Below are 15,465 nucleotides of genomic sequence, written 5' to 3' on the forward strand. Positions count from 1 at the left end.
GCTTAAGCCTCCTTAATGCTGTCATAGGGACAAACCTGCTGGCAGATGCTGCAGCCCTTGCAGTCCAGCGGATCAATCATGATTTGGCGGTCCACAATTTTGATAGCCGAGCAGCCTAGCATAGTGCATTTTTTGCAATTCACACAGGTAACATTGTCAATGATGTATTTTTTTGTGGGTTCCGCTTTGCTTTTGAGAAGTTCACAAGGATGTCTGGAGATGATTACGAACGGTTCAGTGCTGTGCTTGGCTGTGTCCACACACTGCTGCGTTTCTTGGAGGTTGGTGGGGTCTAGTATTCTGAGGTTGTCCGGTTTAATGCCCAGTGCGAGCACGATATCTTCAATCCGTATGACTTCCGACGTGCTGCCCTGCAGTGTGCGCCCGGTGCCCGGGTTCTCCTGATTGCCGGTCATAGATGTGGAGCGATTGTCCAGGATACAGATGACAATCGGGGTCTTGTTGTAAACTGCGTTCAGCAGTCCGGTCATACCTGAGTGAAAAAAGGTGGAGTCACCGATGAAGGCGAATACCTTCTTGCCCATCGGTTTGAAATCCTGAGTCCGCTGCATGCCCGTTGCCATAGAGATGGAAGCGCCCATGCAGAGCACGGTGTCTAGCGCCTTGATCGGCTCGGTGCCGCCCAGCGTATAACAGCCGATATCTCCGGCGGCAATAATGTCCCTGTGCTGCTTGACTGCGCTGTACAGTCCGAGATAACCGCAGCCTGCACACAGCCTTGGCGGCCTTGCCGGTACTTGGACACCCTCGTAGCAGTCGAATTCTTCACGGGTGATCGCTTTTCTGATAATTTCCGGGTTCAGCTCGCCGCAGACGGGAATGATCTCCTTACCAGTACAGGCAATGCCCATCGCTTTAAGTGAGGTTTCGATGAAGGGCTCGCCCTCCTCGACGACATAGATTGTTTTGGCCCATGCAGCGAATTCTTTGGCCTTCTCGTCCGGAAAAGGATAACTCATACCCAGCTTCAGCACGGATACCGTATCTCCGAACACTTCCTTAACATATTGATAGGATATTCCGCTCGTCACTATGCCGATCTCCGGGGAGCTGTACTCTATTACATTAAGAGGGGAGGAATTGGAGTACGCCTGAATATCCAGAAGATTCGCTTCGATTTCCAGATGCCGCTTTCTGGAGATGGCCGGAAGGAGCAGCCTGTCCAGCTTGTTTTTCTTATAGGTTCTGAATTTCTCCTCTACCGCCAGGTCTTCCTGGAAGTGAACAATCCCCTTCGAATGGGACACCCGGGTTGTGGTCCTGAACAGGACAGGCGTGTTGAAGCGTTCGCTGATCTCATAGGCTTCGACAATCATATCCTTGCATTCCTGGGAGCTGGTCGGCTCGAGTAGCGGCATCTTGGCATGACTGGCATAAATGCGGTTGTCCTGTTCGTTCTGCGAGGAATGAATCCCCGGATCATCTGCCGAAACAATGACCAGACCGGCATTTACACCTTCGTAGGTCATATTGAACAGCGGATCTGCCGCCACATTCACCCCTACGTGCTTCATGGTGGTCAGGCTGCGGATACCGGCGATACAGGCGCCTGCTGCTACTTCCAGCGCTACCTTTTCGTTAGGTGCCCACTCGGCATATACGCCCTCATAGACACTGATGCTCTCGACTATTTCCGTACTCGGTGTTCCGGGATAGGATGAAATGATTTTACAATTTGCTTCATAAGCGCCTCTGGCAATTGCCTCATTACCCATCATTAGAGCTTTCATCGGATCGTCCTCTCGTTCATCTCATTTAACAGAACCACGCGGCTGAATTTCTCCCAAATCACAGATTACATATTTAACATTTATAGGCTCTTACTACTTATATATAGGCTATAATCAATATTATAGTGTTACTATTAACTTTGTTACTTTTTTTTAATAAATTCCAGCCTTTCAGTTCCTTAATCTGCTAATTTTCACAAAATTGAAATAATTAAAAAGCCTGCAACCTTTTATTGCAGACTTTTCAAATAAAAACGTATATTTATCTTTTATAGTATTTATTGTCGATTCCCCTCAAAAGGCCAAATGGACCAGACCGTCCTTCATAGATACCGGATTGTGGGTACAGAGAAGCATTCCAAATCCGTTTGCAGTGCCCTTGTCCTTTAGGTCCTTCAACAGGATTCATTTATCTTTCAGTGTGTTAATTAAAGCCAGTATGCGGTTAATCTTCGTCTCTTCCTTTTTGGCAAGCTCGATGTAATGGATCTGCTCCCGCTTAAGATAATCTGGCTGATCCAGGAATGGATCAAGCATATCGTGATCTTCAAGGTTTCTGGTGATGTAGTCCGGCACCACAATATTACGGCTCTCCTCATCTTTTGTAAGAATGACATGGAGTTTGTCACCGGGCTTTTTAAGTACGGCTCTTCGGATGAATTCATTATATACAAAATAATGCCCGTTTTTTGACGGCAGCAGCGTATGTTCGAACCGGTGTCCATCAACGGTAATTTGAACCGGCACTTTACCGTTCGTATCGAATATTTCCTTCACTGCATATGGGAAATACACTACTTTCCATTTCATTTTGCCTTCCAGCATCTTGATCTCGCTATCAAATTCATACTCCATCTTAAGCATCACTCCTCATTATAAAGAAGCTTCAATATCCACTCTCTTCTCACACTTCGGCATTGTGTCTATATTCTTGATCCTTATAAAAGAAACCTTCCCATTCCCGGCAGTGCTATTGGCAAATTTGTGAATCCCCAGACAAAAGGCTACTGCTCCTCAATGTGGAAGTAGTAGCCTTGCGTTTCAGTGATAAATACCGGGCTCCTGCTGCGATTCACCGGAAAGGGGCTGAACCGGCAATGCTGCATGATTTTCTCTGAATTTATGCTTATAGTCTTCGAAGTCCCATGTCTCCAGGAATTTATCTGCCGCAGCGTGACCGGATGAGAGCAAGAAATGCTTATCTTCTTCCGTCAATTCGAATTTTGTCGTCGTTACTTTTCCAGTAGGAATAAATATTGTGCGCTCTTCCGCATGTTTGTCTACATGTCTTTGATCATGAGCCTGCAGCATGGTTTTGAACATCCCTTTGAGTAACGAGACCGGACCATTGATCTCTATCGATTGGGCATAGGTTCGCCTTTCCGACAGTCTGAATCCGAAGGTTGGCCACCGCGGGACTCCATCTACGTCAAACAGCCAGATCGGATAATTGCTAAGCATTCCTCCGTCCAGCATATAATAGGGTTTCTTCTGCAGGGGCGTATGCCAGACATAGGGTTGAAAAAAGAAAGGCAGCGTGGTGCTCATCCGTACTGCTGCGGCTATGGGGAATTCGGACGCCTTCAAACCATAGTGAGGCAAATCATTAGGGAAAACTGCAATCCGCCCATTGCTTATATTCGAGACTATAATCGAAAGCTTGCCTTCGGGAATATCTCCAAACGTTACAACTTTCTTACGCTTCAGCCAATCCGTCATTACCTGTTCTAAAATGTGGTTGCTGTAAATGCCTGACTTCATCATTAACGGAAGCGTCTTGTTCAAGATCGGCAGGCTGTTCATTCTGGTACGCCCGAGCAGCTTCATATAGTCCAGCGAGCTCATCAGCTCTCTGATTTCAGCACTATTGTAACCGCAGGCCAACAAAGCTGCAATGATCGCGCCGGCTGAAGTCCCCGCAAGCTTGTTCCAGGTATATCCTCTGGATTCCATCACTTCAATGGCTCCTACAAAAGCAATTCCCTTTACGCCGCCGCCTTCAAAGACTGCATCTGCCTCCACCTGAGTACCCCTCCTGTTACTTGTAAAAGATGTATCTGTAAGTATGTGTTGGATACTCTGATTTATTCACTTGTAAAACAACAAAAAGCGGAGGCACCAGGACCATGAAACCAGTCTTGGACAGCCGCTTGTTGGGGAGACAGATCAAAAGATCCACATGATCACAAAAATGAAAAAGGCAATGACAGCTATGGCAATAACCAGATCGGATATTTGCCTCCATAAGCCTGGAGGGCCTTCGGTGTGATACTTCTGCGCATTCACGTCATGGTTGGCTTTATGCCCGCCGGGATCAGTCGAATTCGCATGTGGTCCCGGATTAAAGAAGTCAGCCATGAAATCACCTCCCTTTCCATGATTATACACCATTTAATCTCACTTTTGATTCATTTGTCCTGAAACAGCACTTATTGTTAAAAAGCGATTTGCACCGATCCGTCCTCGTAAATATCGACCCGCTGGGTGCATAGGAGCATGCCGAGTCCGGAAGCGGTGCCTTTGGTCTTCAAATCCTGCTGTCTGCGCTCCCACAGCTCGCGGTCGTGGATGATGTCATACAAGTAATAGCTCTCAGCGTTAGCCGCTTCCATCTCCTCCACAAAAATGAACCCGCCAGGGAACATGCTGCGGAACCACTGGGCCGCTTCCAGGTGAGAATGGAATGCCGGAAGCTCCTGCTCAAACCGCTCTGACAAATAACGCTGCTTCAGCCGGCCGATCGTTACATAATATTCTTCAAGATTGTACGGAGTTATCACCGGTAAGCCCCCCATCTCCATAAATATTTGAAATTTCGCATAAAAATATCATAATTTTAGAGGGTTGAATATGACATTCTGCATGATACGGGATGAAGTCCGTTCAACCGGACCCGCTGAACTACGTATGAACTGTTCCTAATTCAGGAGTGAAGTGTTCATTCTTCTGCTCAGCGGGTAGTAGAATATGATAGGTCTAGTTACCGTAATCGATGCTATAAGGGCAGAAAGGAGCCGCTCCCATGGACAATACGGATATTATCGCAATTCTGGCTTTGGTTCTTGTGTTACTGCTTATGTTAAGTGTGTTCCGTCTGAAAAAGCGCGTAACAGAGCTGGAGTCTCAGTTGGCGCAGAGGGACGCTTATGGGGGACCTGCAGGAGCTGGAGGCAGGATGGCCGGCATTCCGACCCCGCTGTTCGTGCAGAACCCGGAGATTGCTCCTGATCTGGAGCGGAGACTGCATCTGCTGCTCGCGGAGGGCAAGAAGATTCAGGCGATTAAGGTAATGCGGGAAGCACGGAATTTATCCCTGAAGGATGCCAAGGACTTCATCGACAATCTGGAACAGGGCGGTACCTTCCGCTGACCTGCCCCTGCACGGAACCAAAAACGACCCCGTCCTCCACTTTAAAGTGGAAGCTGAGGCCGTTTTTTATGATGCCGGCTTGCCTGCAACCCGGCTGGGGTTATACGTCCTTTTTAACAAAAATCCGCAAAGAGAGCAGATAAGAGCCGTAGATAATAATCAGATAGGCCAGAACACCAATAACGGGCAGAAGCGTGCTGTCCAGCCTGCCGGTCTGGAACCATTCTGCAAGTGCCGGAAACCGTTCAGATAAACTTTTGAATGCCGTGACGTTCAGCATGATTAACATGATGAATACGAAATTGACGACTTGCATGCCCTTTTGTCCCAGCCAGTAATACAGCGGCAGATAGAAGGAAGCAAGCAGCGGAAAAGACGCGGCCGCAAGGCCCAGCTCTCTCCAGCGGAGCGGAGCGTCTATCTTCCCCATCGCAAATGCAAACAGATAGAGCAGCAGTGTGCAGAGGATGCTGAAGGCCAAGAAAGGAATGAGCGTTAAATATTTGGCCTGAATCAGACGCTGCCTCGGTACCGGAAGACTGACAAGAAATTTCTGATTGTTATGCTGCATATCAATAGTGCAGGCATTGATCAGCAGCAGCATGGCCGGAAACAGCGAGAACATAGTGTAGGCATCCGCATTCGTATATCCCATGAGTATATAATACGGCACCAGCAGCAGAATGAATTTCCGGGTAAGGATGAAGTCTTTGCGGATCAGATGCAGGGAGCTATACATGCGCTTCACTTCCTTTTACCGTAAAATACATGATTTCTTCCAGAGTAGGCGTCTCGCAGATAGCCGTATCCCTGAAATACCGTTCGCCCTCCGCACGGTTGCTGATAAGACCCTCGAACCCCAGCCCGTTCTCGCGGATACCGACGAACCATCGCCGGACATCACGGTCGAGCAGCTCCTTCCCGCCTTTGACCAGGAGGTAACGCTCGCTGATACTCTCCTTCATCTCATTGAAAACAATCCGCCCCTCGTTGATGAATACAATATAGTCGGCAATCCGGTCCAGATCCATCGTGTTATGGGTGGAGAACAGAATCGATTTCTTCTCGTCCTGAATATGCTCACTCAGCAGCTCCAGCATCTCTCTGCGGAAAATCGGATCTAGCCCCGAGGTAGGCTCATCCATGATCAGCAGATCGGCACCATGGGACAGGGCGATGGCAAGCGAGAATTTGATTTTCATCCCCTTGGACAGATCCTTAATCTTCTTGCCGGGCGGAAGCTTGAACATCTCCTGAAACTTCACATATGTATCTTCATTCCAGCGGGTGTAGAACGGCGCGATAACTCTCTTCATCTGCTTGACGGTGAGATTCTCATAATAGATATTCTCATCCGAGACGTACCCAATCCGCTCCTTGACCGCTGCTTGATATAGCTGGTTATTCTGACCCAACATCGTGATATTGCCTTGATCCGGGTAGATCATACCCATCATCATTTTGATCAGCGAGGTTTTGCCTGCACCGTTCGGGCCGATCAGGCCTGTAATAAAACCTTCCTTTATGGACAATGAAATATCCCTCAGCTCAAACCGGTCGTAGCTTTTGGTCAAATGGTCTAACCGGATTACATCGCTCATTCCTGTTCCTCCTCATAGAGCAGTTTCAGCATCTCCGCCAGTTCGGCATACTCCATGCCCAGCAGTCTGCTCTCATCAATGATTTCTTTCAGCTTGCCCTCTACAATCCGCAGCCGCTGCTCCCGGATATATTCCTGATCTGCCCCGGAGACAAAAGAGCCCTTGCCGACAATAGAGTTAATCAGCCCTTCACGCTCCAGCTCCTCGTAAGCCCGCTTCGTGGTAATGACACTGATCTGCAGCTCCTTAGCCAATAAGCGGATCGATGGCAGCGGTGTACCGGAGACCAGCTCCCCTTGCAGAATCATCTGGCGGACTTGTCCCACAATCTGGGCGTAGATCGGTTCACCGGACGTACTTGATATCAAAATATTCATGTAGCAGCACCAGCGTCCTTTGGATATTTGTATTTAATGTATATATATAATATATACACTATGTTCAGTGGTGTCAATCCTCTAATTAGCAGCGGTCCGGTTGCAGCTGCGGCGCATATTTGGACTACCGCTCTCTCGCATGTATTGATCTAATCACTTATGGGAAGTGGTGATGCTATATAGAGGCGGAAGCCGAATGCCTACACAGAGGGGAAGTTCATATGTCTAGAAAAACTGCCGTATACCTGCTCATCTGCGGGCTGCTGACGGCTGCCGTTATGCTGCTCATGCAGCCTAAATATTCGTATAATGATCCGGATACGTTCTGGCATCTGGAGGTCGGACGCTACATGCTTGAGCACGGGAAGGTGCCGCATCATGCGATACATACCTTTTATGGAGACAAGCTGCCGTATATCCCGCATGAGGCCGGGTTTCAGCTGCTGATTACACCCCTGTACCAGTGGTTCGGCTGGCCGGGGATCTATCTGCTGACCGCCCTGTGCCTATTCGGCTTACTGTTGGGGCTTATACGTCTTGGAGAAGTATCACGTAAAGAGCTGGGTCTGCGGGAGAATCATGTTCTGCTACTGCCCTTTGTCCTGCTGGTCTCCTGCTGGATCTACTATAACTACTTCAAGGGAAGACCGCAGATGGTCTCCTCTCCGCTGATCGTCTGGTTCTTCATCTGCATGCGGGAGTATCAGCTGAAGCCCGGGGCCAGATATGCGGCAGCAATGATGATCCTCTCCTGCGCCGTTGCCAATGTCCATACCGGAGTATGGCTGGTGATTGCCGTGTTTACCGGTATGGCCGTGCTGGAATCACTGATTGCACGCAATCTCAGCTGGAAGCGAGCTGCCGTCTTCCTGCTGGTCTTCCTGGCCGGTTTGCCGAATCCGGGAGGACTTCAAGGACTGCTGTTCATCTTCACCGTCACACACAATAACTACAATCTGCTCATTAATGAATGGCAGCCTCTCTCCTTCAGCCGGCCGGATCAGCTGCCGATTCTGCTTCTGCTGCTCTTTTTCGCGGTCACCCTGCCCTTCTCCCTGCAGCGGAAGCCGTTCCGCTTCTTCCTGATGGCCGGCATTCTCTATCTCGGAGTATCAAATTTCAAGCAGAATCTGTTCATGTGGCTGTTCATTCCTTATTTCGCGGCAGTTTTCTTCGAAGCGGTTCCGCTTCCGGGCAAGCTCAGGCTGCGGACTAGCGGAAGAGCGGTTGCCCTTGGACTTGCCACCGGGTTGCTGATCAACACTGTATATATCTTCGCGGTCCCGCCAGTGGTGACTGCTGCAGATTACCCTGTCTTAGAGATGAGCTATGTACTGGAGCATACACCGGCAGGCAGGCGGCCTAAGGTGCTGTCCAGCTATGGGTCTTCAGGTTATGTGATGTTCCGCGGCGGGGATGTGCTCAGTGACGGGCGCCAGGACCCTTTTATCACCAAGGCTTCGATTGGGATCATGGGCTGGAATGCCTTCGAACGCTCCATGTACGGCTTCTCCGAATACTTGCCTGATATCGTGAAATATGACCGCCCGGATTATGTGATTGTGCGAAACGGCAGCTCCGGGAGGCTGTATCAGGACTGGGTGAAAGCACTCGGCACTCCTGTCTACAAAGGAAGCTACGGGAGTGTATTTGTTACCGGAAACGGGAAGCAGCCCCAGGAAGATCCGGGGTTACAGAGCAGCCTGAACTATACGGCATCAGCCGGTTAAACCCGCAGCCCGCAGGAAATGGCTGACAATCTCACTTTGCAGCCGCACCCTTAAGGAGAAATCAAGACTCCAGCAGGTTTCCACTGTAACAGCTCTCGCTCCGAGCAGACGCTGCATAGCCATCCGTGAAGTCCCGGCGCGCTCCCGGCGGCGGATGTTGAAGCGGTAAGCTTTATTCGGAACCGACAGGTTCATCTTCTTCACAATTTGCTTCGCCACACCTGCCGCCCGGCTAGCCGGGCTGATAATCAGCGTCTGCCCTACGCGCCGCGGATTAAGCTGTGATAGCCCGTTCGCTTCATGCAGATCCAAATACCAGGATGGACGATAACGCGCGGCGAGTTGAAACACCGCTCTTGACAGCGGATGTCTAGCCTTAGCGCCTGTACCCATCGGGAAGGTACGGTTCAAATCAGGTTTGCCGCGGATTCCCTTACGCCGGGCGGATACATTCACCAGCGGGACAATAATCAGCTTCCCTTTGCGCAGAACCCACTCTCCGCGGTTAAACCGGCTTACGATCCCCTGTGCCGCACGGGTACTCGCCGGTTCATTGCCATGGACGCCGGAGATGATCATAAATACAGGACCGGGAGCTACGCTGTTCACGACATAATAAGGTGTGGCATAGGGAGTTCCTGCTGCCAGCATATGCTTCTCGACAGACACCGCGTTTCACCTCCGTTTAGGTATGCAGAAGTACATTCGCTTTATTCTGTAATGTATGCGGATCGCCAATGGTGGATTGGACACATAGACAGGCGCGGCAAAAAGCCGGGTATAGTCCAGATGGACCTTACCCGGCTTCTGTGTTCATAACGGTTATTCAATGAAATACAACCTGGTTTTTTCCGCTGGATTTCGCCTCATAGAGTGCCTTCTCCGACCCGGCAATGAAATCTGAAGTACGGTCCGTTGTAAGAGGGACTTTCAGCAGACCGCCAATACTTACGGTGACCACACCTTCTTCTTCATAACGGTCGCGGGGAATTTGCAGATCATAGACACCCTTGCGCACAGCTTCGGCCAGCTGCTCCGCCTCTCCGGCGGTTGCCCCGGATAAGATCAGTATGAAAGCCGCTCCGCTGAAGCGGGCGACGAAGGCTCCATGCTGCTTGCTGATAAGGTTCAGTACATCGGCTACTGACTGAATACACAAATCTCCGCCTTTTAACCCGTGGACCGCATTGTAAGAATGGAAATCATCGATGTCAATAGACAGTAATAGAAGTGGCTCCTGCGCGCGCAGGCAATTCTTCCATGTACTAGTGAGCTCGTTCTCGAACGCCAGCCGGTTCGGCAGATCCGTTAAGGAATCCGTTGTCAGGTAACTCTGCAATTGGGTAGTTACACTGGTGTAGGCTTCACCTTTCGCATCAGCGTTAACCCCCTTACTCAGAACAGCCATGACGGAAGGTTTGCCGCCGTGGATTACGGAGGCCAGTGTCAGGTTCATGTCCAGCGTCAGTCCATCCGCATTCTGAAACTGTCCGCTGCCGGTTACGAACTGGCTTTTGTTCAGGCTGAGCTCCGAGAAATACTGACGCAATGCAGGACGGTAAGATTCGTGCACATATTTCAGGAATGGCTGACCCGTTAGGGACTTGCCCTTCTCTATAGCCATCAGGTCCAGCGCACGGTTATTGCTATAGACGATAATATCATCGGTAATCATAAAGAAAGCTACCGGTGACAGCTCCATCAGCTGCAGATAACGTTGTTCATTATGACGCAGACTTCGTGCATTCTGCAGTGCCTGTTCCTCGGCCTGACGCAGCTGATTCTCCGTCTGGCCGCGCAGGATTGATTTCAGCTGAGGCAGAATGTTGAGATGCTGCTCCTTCCAGGGAAGTGAAGTAGACTGAACGACCTGGCGCCATTTCTCAAAAGATTTCCGGGGAGACAGACGAATCCCGTCATTCTCCTGAATAACAGCCTTTGCAGGATCTCCTGCCCAGTCCACAATCTCTACAACTTCTGGTCTGAACCAGATCATATAGTTCTGCTGTCCGGGAGTCAGAGCCAGATACAGCACGCCGGAGGCCTTGTCCTTGTAAGCTTTGGCTGATTCATATTCCAGACTGAGCCCCGAAGTACAGTAGGTGTAGTCCCTGGCTTTACCGGCCAGCCAGCCCGCAAGCTCCCGTACCTGATCCTGGGAAGGCGTAACCCCGTACAGCATCAGCTTGTCCTGGTAACATACAGCAGCTCCTGAAGCATCCATTAGTGCAAGCAGCGTCTGCTCTTCCTCTCCCAGCTGCTCAATTACACGGAAGGAGCTTGAATTCCCTGTGAATACATCGACAATCCGCGTCGCCTTGGTCCGCAGCTGCAGCTCTGTCTGATACGTATCCAGCTGCTGGCGCTGGTACAGCTCACTGGAGAAGAAGGAACCCAGGAAATTGCACAGATTGCGGATGCGATGCGGTACATACTTTGGCGAATGGTGATGGCAGGTGATCAGTCCCCAGAGCCTGTTATTATGAATTAACGAGATGGTGGTAGTCGCTCCAACCCCCATATTCTGCAAATATTCGATATGCAGCGGGGAGACACTGCGCAGGATCGACAGGCTGAGGTTCAGCGGCTTGCCGGTTAGGGGCTGAAGCACCGGGATAATCGGTACGGGCGTATAGTGCACATCCACGATTGTCCGCAGCCAGTTGCGCAAGTACAGCTCACGCGCCTGCTTGGGGATATCAGATGCCGGGTAGTGATGCCCGAGGAACGGTTCCAGACCTTCTTCCTTCGCTTCCGCTACAACTTTCCCGTTCCACTCCTCATCGAATTCGTAGATCATCACACGGTCATAACCGAGCATTTCTTTGACCTGTTCAGCCGCCGCCTGACTGGCTTCAATCCGGCCTGCAGTCTGCTTCATACGGCCGAAGAACGTGCGGATCCATTCAAAATCATTGGCTCCTGCACCCTCCTCTTCGGAGGCAGGCTCCAGCTCGACAATCATCAGCCCTTCACTTTCGTGAATAATGCTGAAGAAATCGGTCATCTGTCCTTCAACTTCAATCTTCAGGACAATATATTGTAAATCTGCGGTTTCCTTGGCGTTCACACTGCGCTCCAGTAAGGCCTGAAGCTGACTATCGCCTACCAGCTCAGCCATAGAAGTTCCGAGCAGCGTCTCTGCAGGAATTCCCAGCAGTACATCTGTGTTCCGGCTGGCCTGGACAATAAGATTGTCCATGCCCTGCGTCACTGCCAGCAGCACGCCATGCGGCTGAATAAGCCCGGGAATATGGATCGGCTCCTTGTCGCAGTTCGTGAGGTCCAGCGATTCATTCAGTTCCAGACCGGCTTCGTTCAGCAATGTGCGGTTGAGCGGATCATTCTCGTTATGGGATTTAGAGTCTGACATGGTGCAACGCCTCCAATGAAGTAAAAGATTTCTATGCATACATTATGTGTAGTTTCATATTATCCTATTTTCGGCAGTGTTCATAATCGTGCAACATAATTAGGAGAAGCTTCTATCTGCGAGGGCCGGTTAATTTCCTGGACAGATGTATACAAGAATCCCGCCAGTTCAGAACTGGCAGGAGAATACAATCAACTGAGCTTCTTCGCTATGCCTGGAATGGAATAATTATGTATAATATTTATGGTTAGAGGAAAGTCTTAGGAGGTTAAATCATATGGAAGAAGTACGGATACAGAAGCAGGACCGTTCCGTGAGCTTCAGAGTTGCAACAGATGCAGGGGAATTTATCGTCTTTGATATGTCACTTTCCAGCCCAACCCGTAACCGCACCCTTTACAGCGGAAAAGAGTTCAGTCAGGCTTGGGCAGCCGCAGAAGCGGTTCTGGGTGAAATCGCAGTCCCTGATGAACTCTTGAAATTTGCAACAACAGTCTGATGCCCCAGAGTTGACCCCTCAACAGGGGTCTTTATTATTCATATACGAGGTGACCGTAAATGAGAAAATACAAACGTTCAGGCAGAGACATTGTTTCTTTCCTGCTGGGATTTGCGTCAGTGCTGATCATTGCCTTCTTCGTTATCCGGTATCTTCTTCAGAATGTTTCGTTTGGGCCTTAGGGGTAGCTGAGAAAGCCCAGTCACTAATTAGCTTTTAAATGTTGTACGTAATACAACTTGGACTCATAGATATGTGGGAATTCGTAAGGTTTGTTGTATGAAATACAACAATTTCCAAGCACAACAGCATGAATACGGGGAAATCCTGCATTTTGTACAACATTTTTCGTTCAAGCTCAATTTCAAGAGAAGAATGTTGTATTTCGTGCAGGATTTTTGGGATTTTCCCTCCAGCGAAAGTAAAGATTCTCATTCACGCAAAAAGGAGCATTGGGGGAATGCTCCTCTTCGGCTTACATATACCGTTATTGGAACTGCGCCTCCGGCAAAAGTTAATCCGGAAGTTATATCAATAAGTTACCTTAAAAATGACAATAATACAAGTATTTCCTACTCCGTCCAAGAAAATAAGACCCTATAATGATTGCGCTTCCCTGTATAGCAGCCCATGCGGGTATTTCGGCCGGAACGGACTTTGCCGACTGAAGAGCTCGCCCGTTATAATGAACCTACTCTGCGCAGAGAGTAAACGAGAGAAGGTACTTATACAATGGATGCTAATCCCCCTATTCAACGCAGGACCGCACAATATTCCCATATCGTTACGGAAGGCACTCATTATGAGGTCGGCCGTGCCTTGGGCGCTCATTACAAGCATAATTCCGAGCTCATCTCATTCTTATCCTCTCCATTCATGGGGGCTTCCCCGCTGCTGCCGTCTGCGGCAGATAGAGTCATGGAGAGCTTCGAGAAGTATTGCCCCGGCATGAACGAAGAAATCAAAGGCTTCGCCGACGAGACCGGTATTGAACCCGGCAGGGTTGTGTTCTATTACTCCTACTTCCAGCCATCCGGTCACTGTACACAGGCTGCATACCGGACAAGTCCGGATAACGGCGGACATACCTGTCATATGCGTAACTACGATTTTGGCTGGGAGGATGAGCCCTATAATCAGCTGCTGCTCAGTACAACTCGGGTAAAGGGCAAACCTGCGCATACCGGATTTGCGCTCCAGCTGTTCGGCCGTTATGACGGAATGAACGATGAAGGGCTTACTGTAACAACTACATCGGGGAGAATCCGTCCGGAGATGACCGGTGAAGGCTTTATTTTTCCGGGAGTGGTCCGCGCCTTGCTCGACAACTGCACCACGGCGGAAGAAGCGGCGCTGCTGATACGCAGCATGCCAGTCTCCGACTACCGGAATTTCCTGATCTCGGACGCCAAAGGCGATATCGCACTAGTTGAAACTGCCGGTACGCAAAAAGAGGTCCAGTATTATCCGGCAGCGGCTGGCGGGAACTGCAACCAGCTTGTCCTCTCAGCCAACCATTATACCCTTCCATCCATGCAGGTTCATAATTTGCAGGTGATGGAGAATTCGAGGACAAGGTATGAAGCGCTGCGGTCGGCACTTACGGACGAAGTTGCCCTCCAAAGCCCCGTGGGAGCCATGCAAGCCATCGCAGGCACAGAATACCCTAAGGGAGTCTGCTGTCATCATTACAGTGAGGGCTTCGGAACGTTATGGTCCATGGTCTGTGATAACTCGGCCCGAGAGGCGCATATCTGCTTCGGTTCCCCGCAGCTGAACAGCTGGAGAACCTTTGGGTTCAACGACCCGGCCGGAGTCTACGAATATCAAGCCGTTCTGCCTAACCGCCCATCTACAGCCGGATTCTGGGATCAGCTGCCTTCTGCAGAATAGAGTGCACGAACTCTGTCTTCCCCTCACAATATGAGTCGATATCATAACGGTATTCTTTCGCAAGCCGCTGCTTGACCGCCTGATACTCCTCACGGGCAGACGGGCTGCTACGCAGATAATTGCGGAAAGCGATATGCTCAAGATATCCCTTCCCGTCCTTCGGACATACGTAAAGGTGGTACTTCATAAATCCGTCCTCCTTCACGCTCCGGAAGGCTTCCCTGCCCTCAATCCCCAAATTGCCCTGATGCTCATAACCGTACTGCTGTAATCTCCGGATGATCTCCGGCAGCTTCTCATAGCTCTCCATCACCAGATCGATATCGATAACAGGTTTGGCCGATAACCCCTCGATGGAGGTACTGCCCACATGCTCAGCCGCTATGATCAGATCTCCCGCGATCTCCAGCATCCGCGCTTCAATTCTGGCGTATTCAACCTTCCAGGCCGGGTCGTAGGGAACAACTTCAACAACTTTTGTTTTCTCAGCGATGATCTTCCCCTCCTCGGTGAGAATAGTTTTTAGTAAATATATTATAGCGCACCTGTCAACGGGGAATGTGCCTGCCTGCCAAGTATTCTATGTAACGTTTAAGTCTGCCGGGATAAAATGCAAACCGCTATCTCATACTATCCATCAGATATGGAGGTGAACAGTGTGCCCAAGAACAGTGCAGATCCGAAGCATGACCGTGCTGATAACCGTGCCGATAAAAAGAACAACCAGCAGAATCACTCCAGCATCACCGAAATCCCCCAGATGGTGAATCCGGATAAAGCCGAAGATTATGTGCCAAGCTTAAATGGCGTGACCAAGAACGAAAGCTGAATGTAAAAGGACCGGGCTTCGCTGATGGAAACATTGGCGGAA

Annotated in this window: 17 protein-coding genes; 6 read left to right on the forward strand and 11 right to left on the reverse strand. The window is 50.0% G+C overall.

The annotated features are described in order from the left end of the window. Positions 1 to 2: 2 nt before the first annotated feature. From iorA to P40081_RS19000, 5 genes are all read right to left on the reverse strand, one after another. The gene (gene iorA / locus P40081_RS18980) at positions 3 to 1,751 is read right to left on the reverse strand and encodes an indolepyruvate ferredoxin oxidoreductase subunit alpha (RefSeq protein WP_042137644.1); all 1,749 of its coding nucleotides are present in this window, start codon (positions 1,749 to 1,751) and stop codon (positions 3 to 5) included. Between the two features lie 405 nt (positions 1,752 to 2,156). Next, positions 2,157 to 2,606: a YdeI/OmpD-associated family protein gene (locus P40081_RS18985; protein WP_042137646.1), complete on the reverse strand. Its 450-nt coding sequence runs from the start codon at positions 2,604 to 2,606 to the stop codon at positions 2,157 to 2,159. Positions 2,607 to 2,792: 186 nt separating this feature from the next. Next, positions 2,793 to 3,773: a patatin-like phospholipase family protein gene (locus P40081_RS18990; RefSeq protein ID WP_042137647.1), complete on the reverse strand. Its 981-nt coding sequence runs from the start codon at positions 3,771 to 3,773 to the stop codon at positions 2,793 to 2,795. Between the two features lie 144 nt (positions 3,774 to 3,917). Further along, positions 3,918 to 4,109 (reverse strand): hypothetical protein, encoded by a 192-nt coding sequence (locus tag P40081_RS18995; RefSeq protein WP_039291913.1) that lies wholly within the window; start codon positions 4,107 to 4,109, stop codon positions 3,918 to 3,920. Positions 4,110 to 4,186: 77 nt separating this feature from the next. Then, positions 4,187 to 4,531, reverse strand: coding sequence for a hypothetical protein (locus tag P40081_RS19000; protein WP_042137649.1), 345 nt, complete (start codon positions 4,529 to 4,531; stop codon positions 4,187 to 4,189). Between the two features lie 242 nt (positions 4,532 to 4,773). Between P40081_RS19000 and P40081_RS19005 the strand changes: the two genes are divergently transcribed. Next, positions 4,774 to 5,121, forward strand: coding sequence for a ribosomal protein L7/L12 (locus tag P40081_RS19005; RefSeq protein WP_042137651.1), 348 nt, complete (start codon positions 4,774 to 4,776; stop codon positions 5,119 to 5,121). 100 nt (positions 5,122 to 5,221) lie between these two features. Here the strand turns inward: P40081_RS19005 and P40081_RS19010 are convergent, their stop codons facing one another. The 3 genes from P40081_RS19010 to P40081_RS19020 are packed head-to-tail and all read right to left on the reverse strand — an operon-like array spanning position 5,222 to position 7,099. After that, positions 5,222 to 5,860, reverse strand: coding sequence for an ABC-2 transporter permease (locus P40081_RS19010; protein ID WP_042137653.1), 639 nt, complete (start codon positions 5,858 to 5,860; stop codon positions 5,222 to 5,224). Continuing rightward, positions 5,853 to 6,722, reverse strand: coding sequence for an ABC transporter ATP-binding protein (locus tag P40081_RS19015; protein WP_042137655.1), 870 nt, complete (start codon positions 6,720 to 6,722; stop codon positions 5,853 to 5,855). The genes P40081_RS19010 and P40081_RS19015 overlap by 8 nt, the downstream gene beginning before the upstream one ends. Then, the gene (locus P40081_RS19020; RefSeq protein ID WP_042137658.1) at positions 6,719 to 7,099 is read right to left on the reverse strand and encodes a GntR family transcriptional regulator; all 381 of its coding nucleotides are present in this window, start codon (positions 7,097 to 7,099) and stop codon (positions 6,719 to 6,721) included. The genes P40081_RS19015 and P40081_RS19020 overlap by 4 nt, the downstream gene beginning before the upstream one ends. Positions 7,100 to 7,320: 221 nt before the next feature. Between P40081_RS19020 and P40081_RS19025 the strand changes: the two genes are divergently transcribed. Further along, complete coding sequence (locus tag P40081_RS19025; RefSeq protein ID WP_042137660.1) at positions 7,321 to 8,829, forward strand: hypothetical protein; 1,509 nt, start codon at positions 7,321 to 7,323, stop codon at positions 8,827 to 8,829. Here P40081_RS19025 and P40081_RS19030 read toward each other — a convergent pair. Both P40081_RS19030 and P40081_RS19035 read right to left on the reverse strand, forming a co-directional pair. Then, positions 8,818 to 9,498 carry a M14 family metallopeptidase gene (locus P40081_RS19030; RefSeq protein ID WP_042137662.1) on the reverse strand — a complete coding sequence of 227 codons (681 nt, stop codon included), beginning with the start codon at positions 9,496 to 9,498 and terminating at the stop codon, positions 8,818 to 8,820. The two genes, P40081_RS19025 and P40081_RS19030, sit on opposite strands and share 12 nt — an antisense overlap. A gap of 157 nt (positions 9,499 to 9,655) precedes the next feature. Then, a complete protein-coding gene (locus P40081_RS19035; RefSeq protein ID WP_042137664.1) occupies positions 9,656 to 12,202 on the reverse strand; it encodes a diguanylate cyclase domain-containing protein in 2,547 nt (848 codons plus the stop codon). 277 nt (positions 12,203 to 12,479) lie between these two features. Here P40081_RS19035 and P40081_RS19040 point away from each other — a divergent pair, with 277 nt between their 5' ends. The 3 genes from P40081_RS19040 (at position 12,480) to P40081_RS19050 (ending at position 14,594) form a co-directional block, all read left to right on the forward strand. Beyond that, on the forward strand, positions 12,480 to 12,701 hold the full coding sequence (locus P40081_RS19040; RefSeq protein WP_042137665.1) for a hypothetical protein: 222 nt from the start codon (positions 12,480 to 12,482) through the stop codon (positions 12,699 to 12,701). 279 nt (positions 12,702 to 12,980) lie between these two features. Continuing rightward, complete coding sequence (locus P40081_RS19045) at positions 12,981 to 13,304, forward strand: hypothetical protein (protein WP_042137667.1); 324 nt, start codon at positions 12,981 to 12,983, stop codon at positions 13,302 to 13,304. A gap of 129 nt (positions 13,305 to 13,433) precedes the next feature. Continuing rightward, entirely contained in the window at positions 13,434 to 14,594 is a 1,161-nt protein-coding gene (locus P40081_RS19050; RefSeq protein ID WP_042137669.1) for a C45 family autoproteolytic acyltransferase/hydrolase, read from the forward strand. Here the strand turns inward: P40081_RS19050 and P40081_RS19055 are convergent. Continuing rightward, on the reverse strand, positions 14,554 to 15,006 hold the full coding sequence (locus P40081_RS19055; protein ID WP_231575149.1) for a GrpB family protein: 453 nt from the start codon (positions 15,004 to 15,006) through the stop codon (positions 14,554 to 14,556). The genes P40081_RS19050 and P40081_RS19055 overlap by 41 nt on opposite strands. A 246-nt stretch (positions 15,007 to 15,252) precedes the next feature. Here P40081_RS19055 and P40081_RS38575 point away from each other — a divergent pair, with 246 nt between their 5' ends. Further along, positions 15,253 to 15,423: a hypothetical protein gene (locus P40081_RS38575; RefSeq protein WP_179093454.1), complete on the forward strand. Its 171-nt coding sequence runs from the start codon at positions 15,253 to 15,255 to the stop codon at positions 15,421 to 15,423. The last annotated feature ends 42 nt before the right edge of the window (positions 15,424 to 15,465 follow it).

This window comes from Paenibacillus sp. FSL P4-0081, from assembly GCF_000758565.1.
Classification (GTDB): domain Bacteria; phylum Bacillota; class Bacilli; order Paenibacillales; family Paenibacillaceae; genus Paenibacillus_AQ; species Paenibacillus_AQ phytohabitans.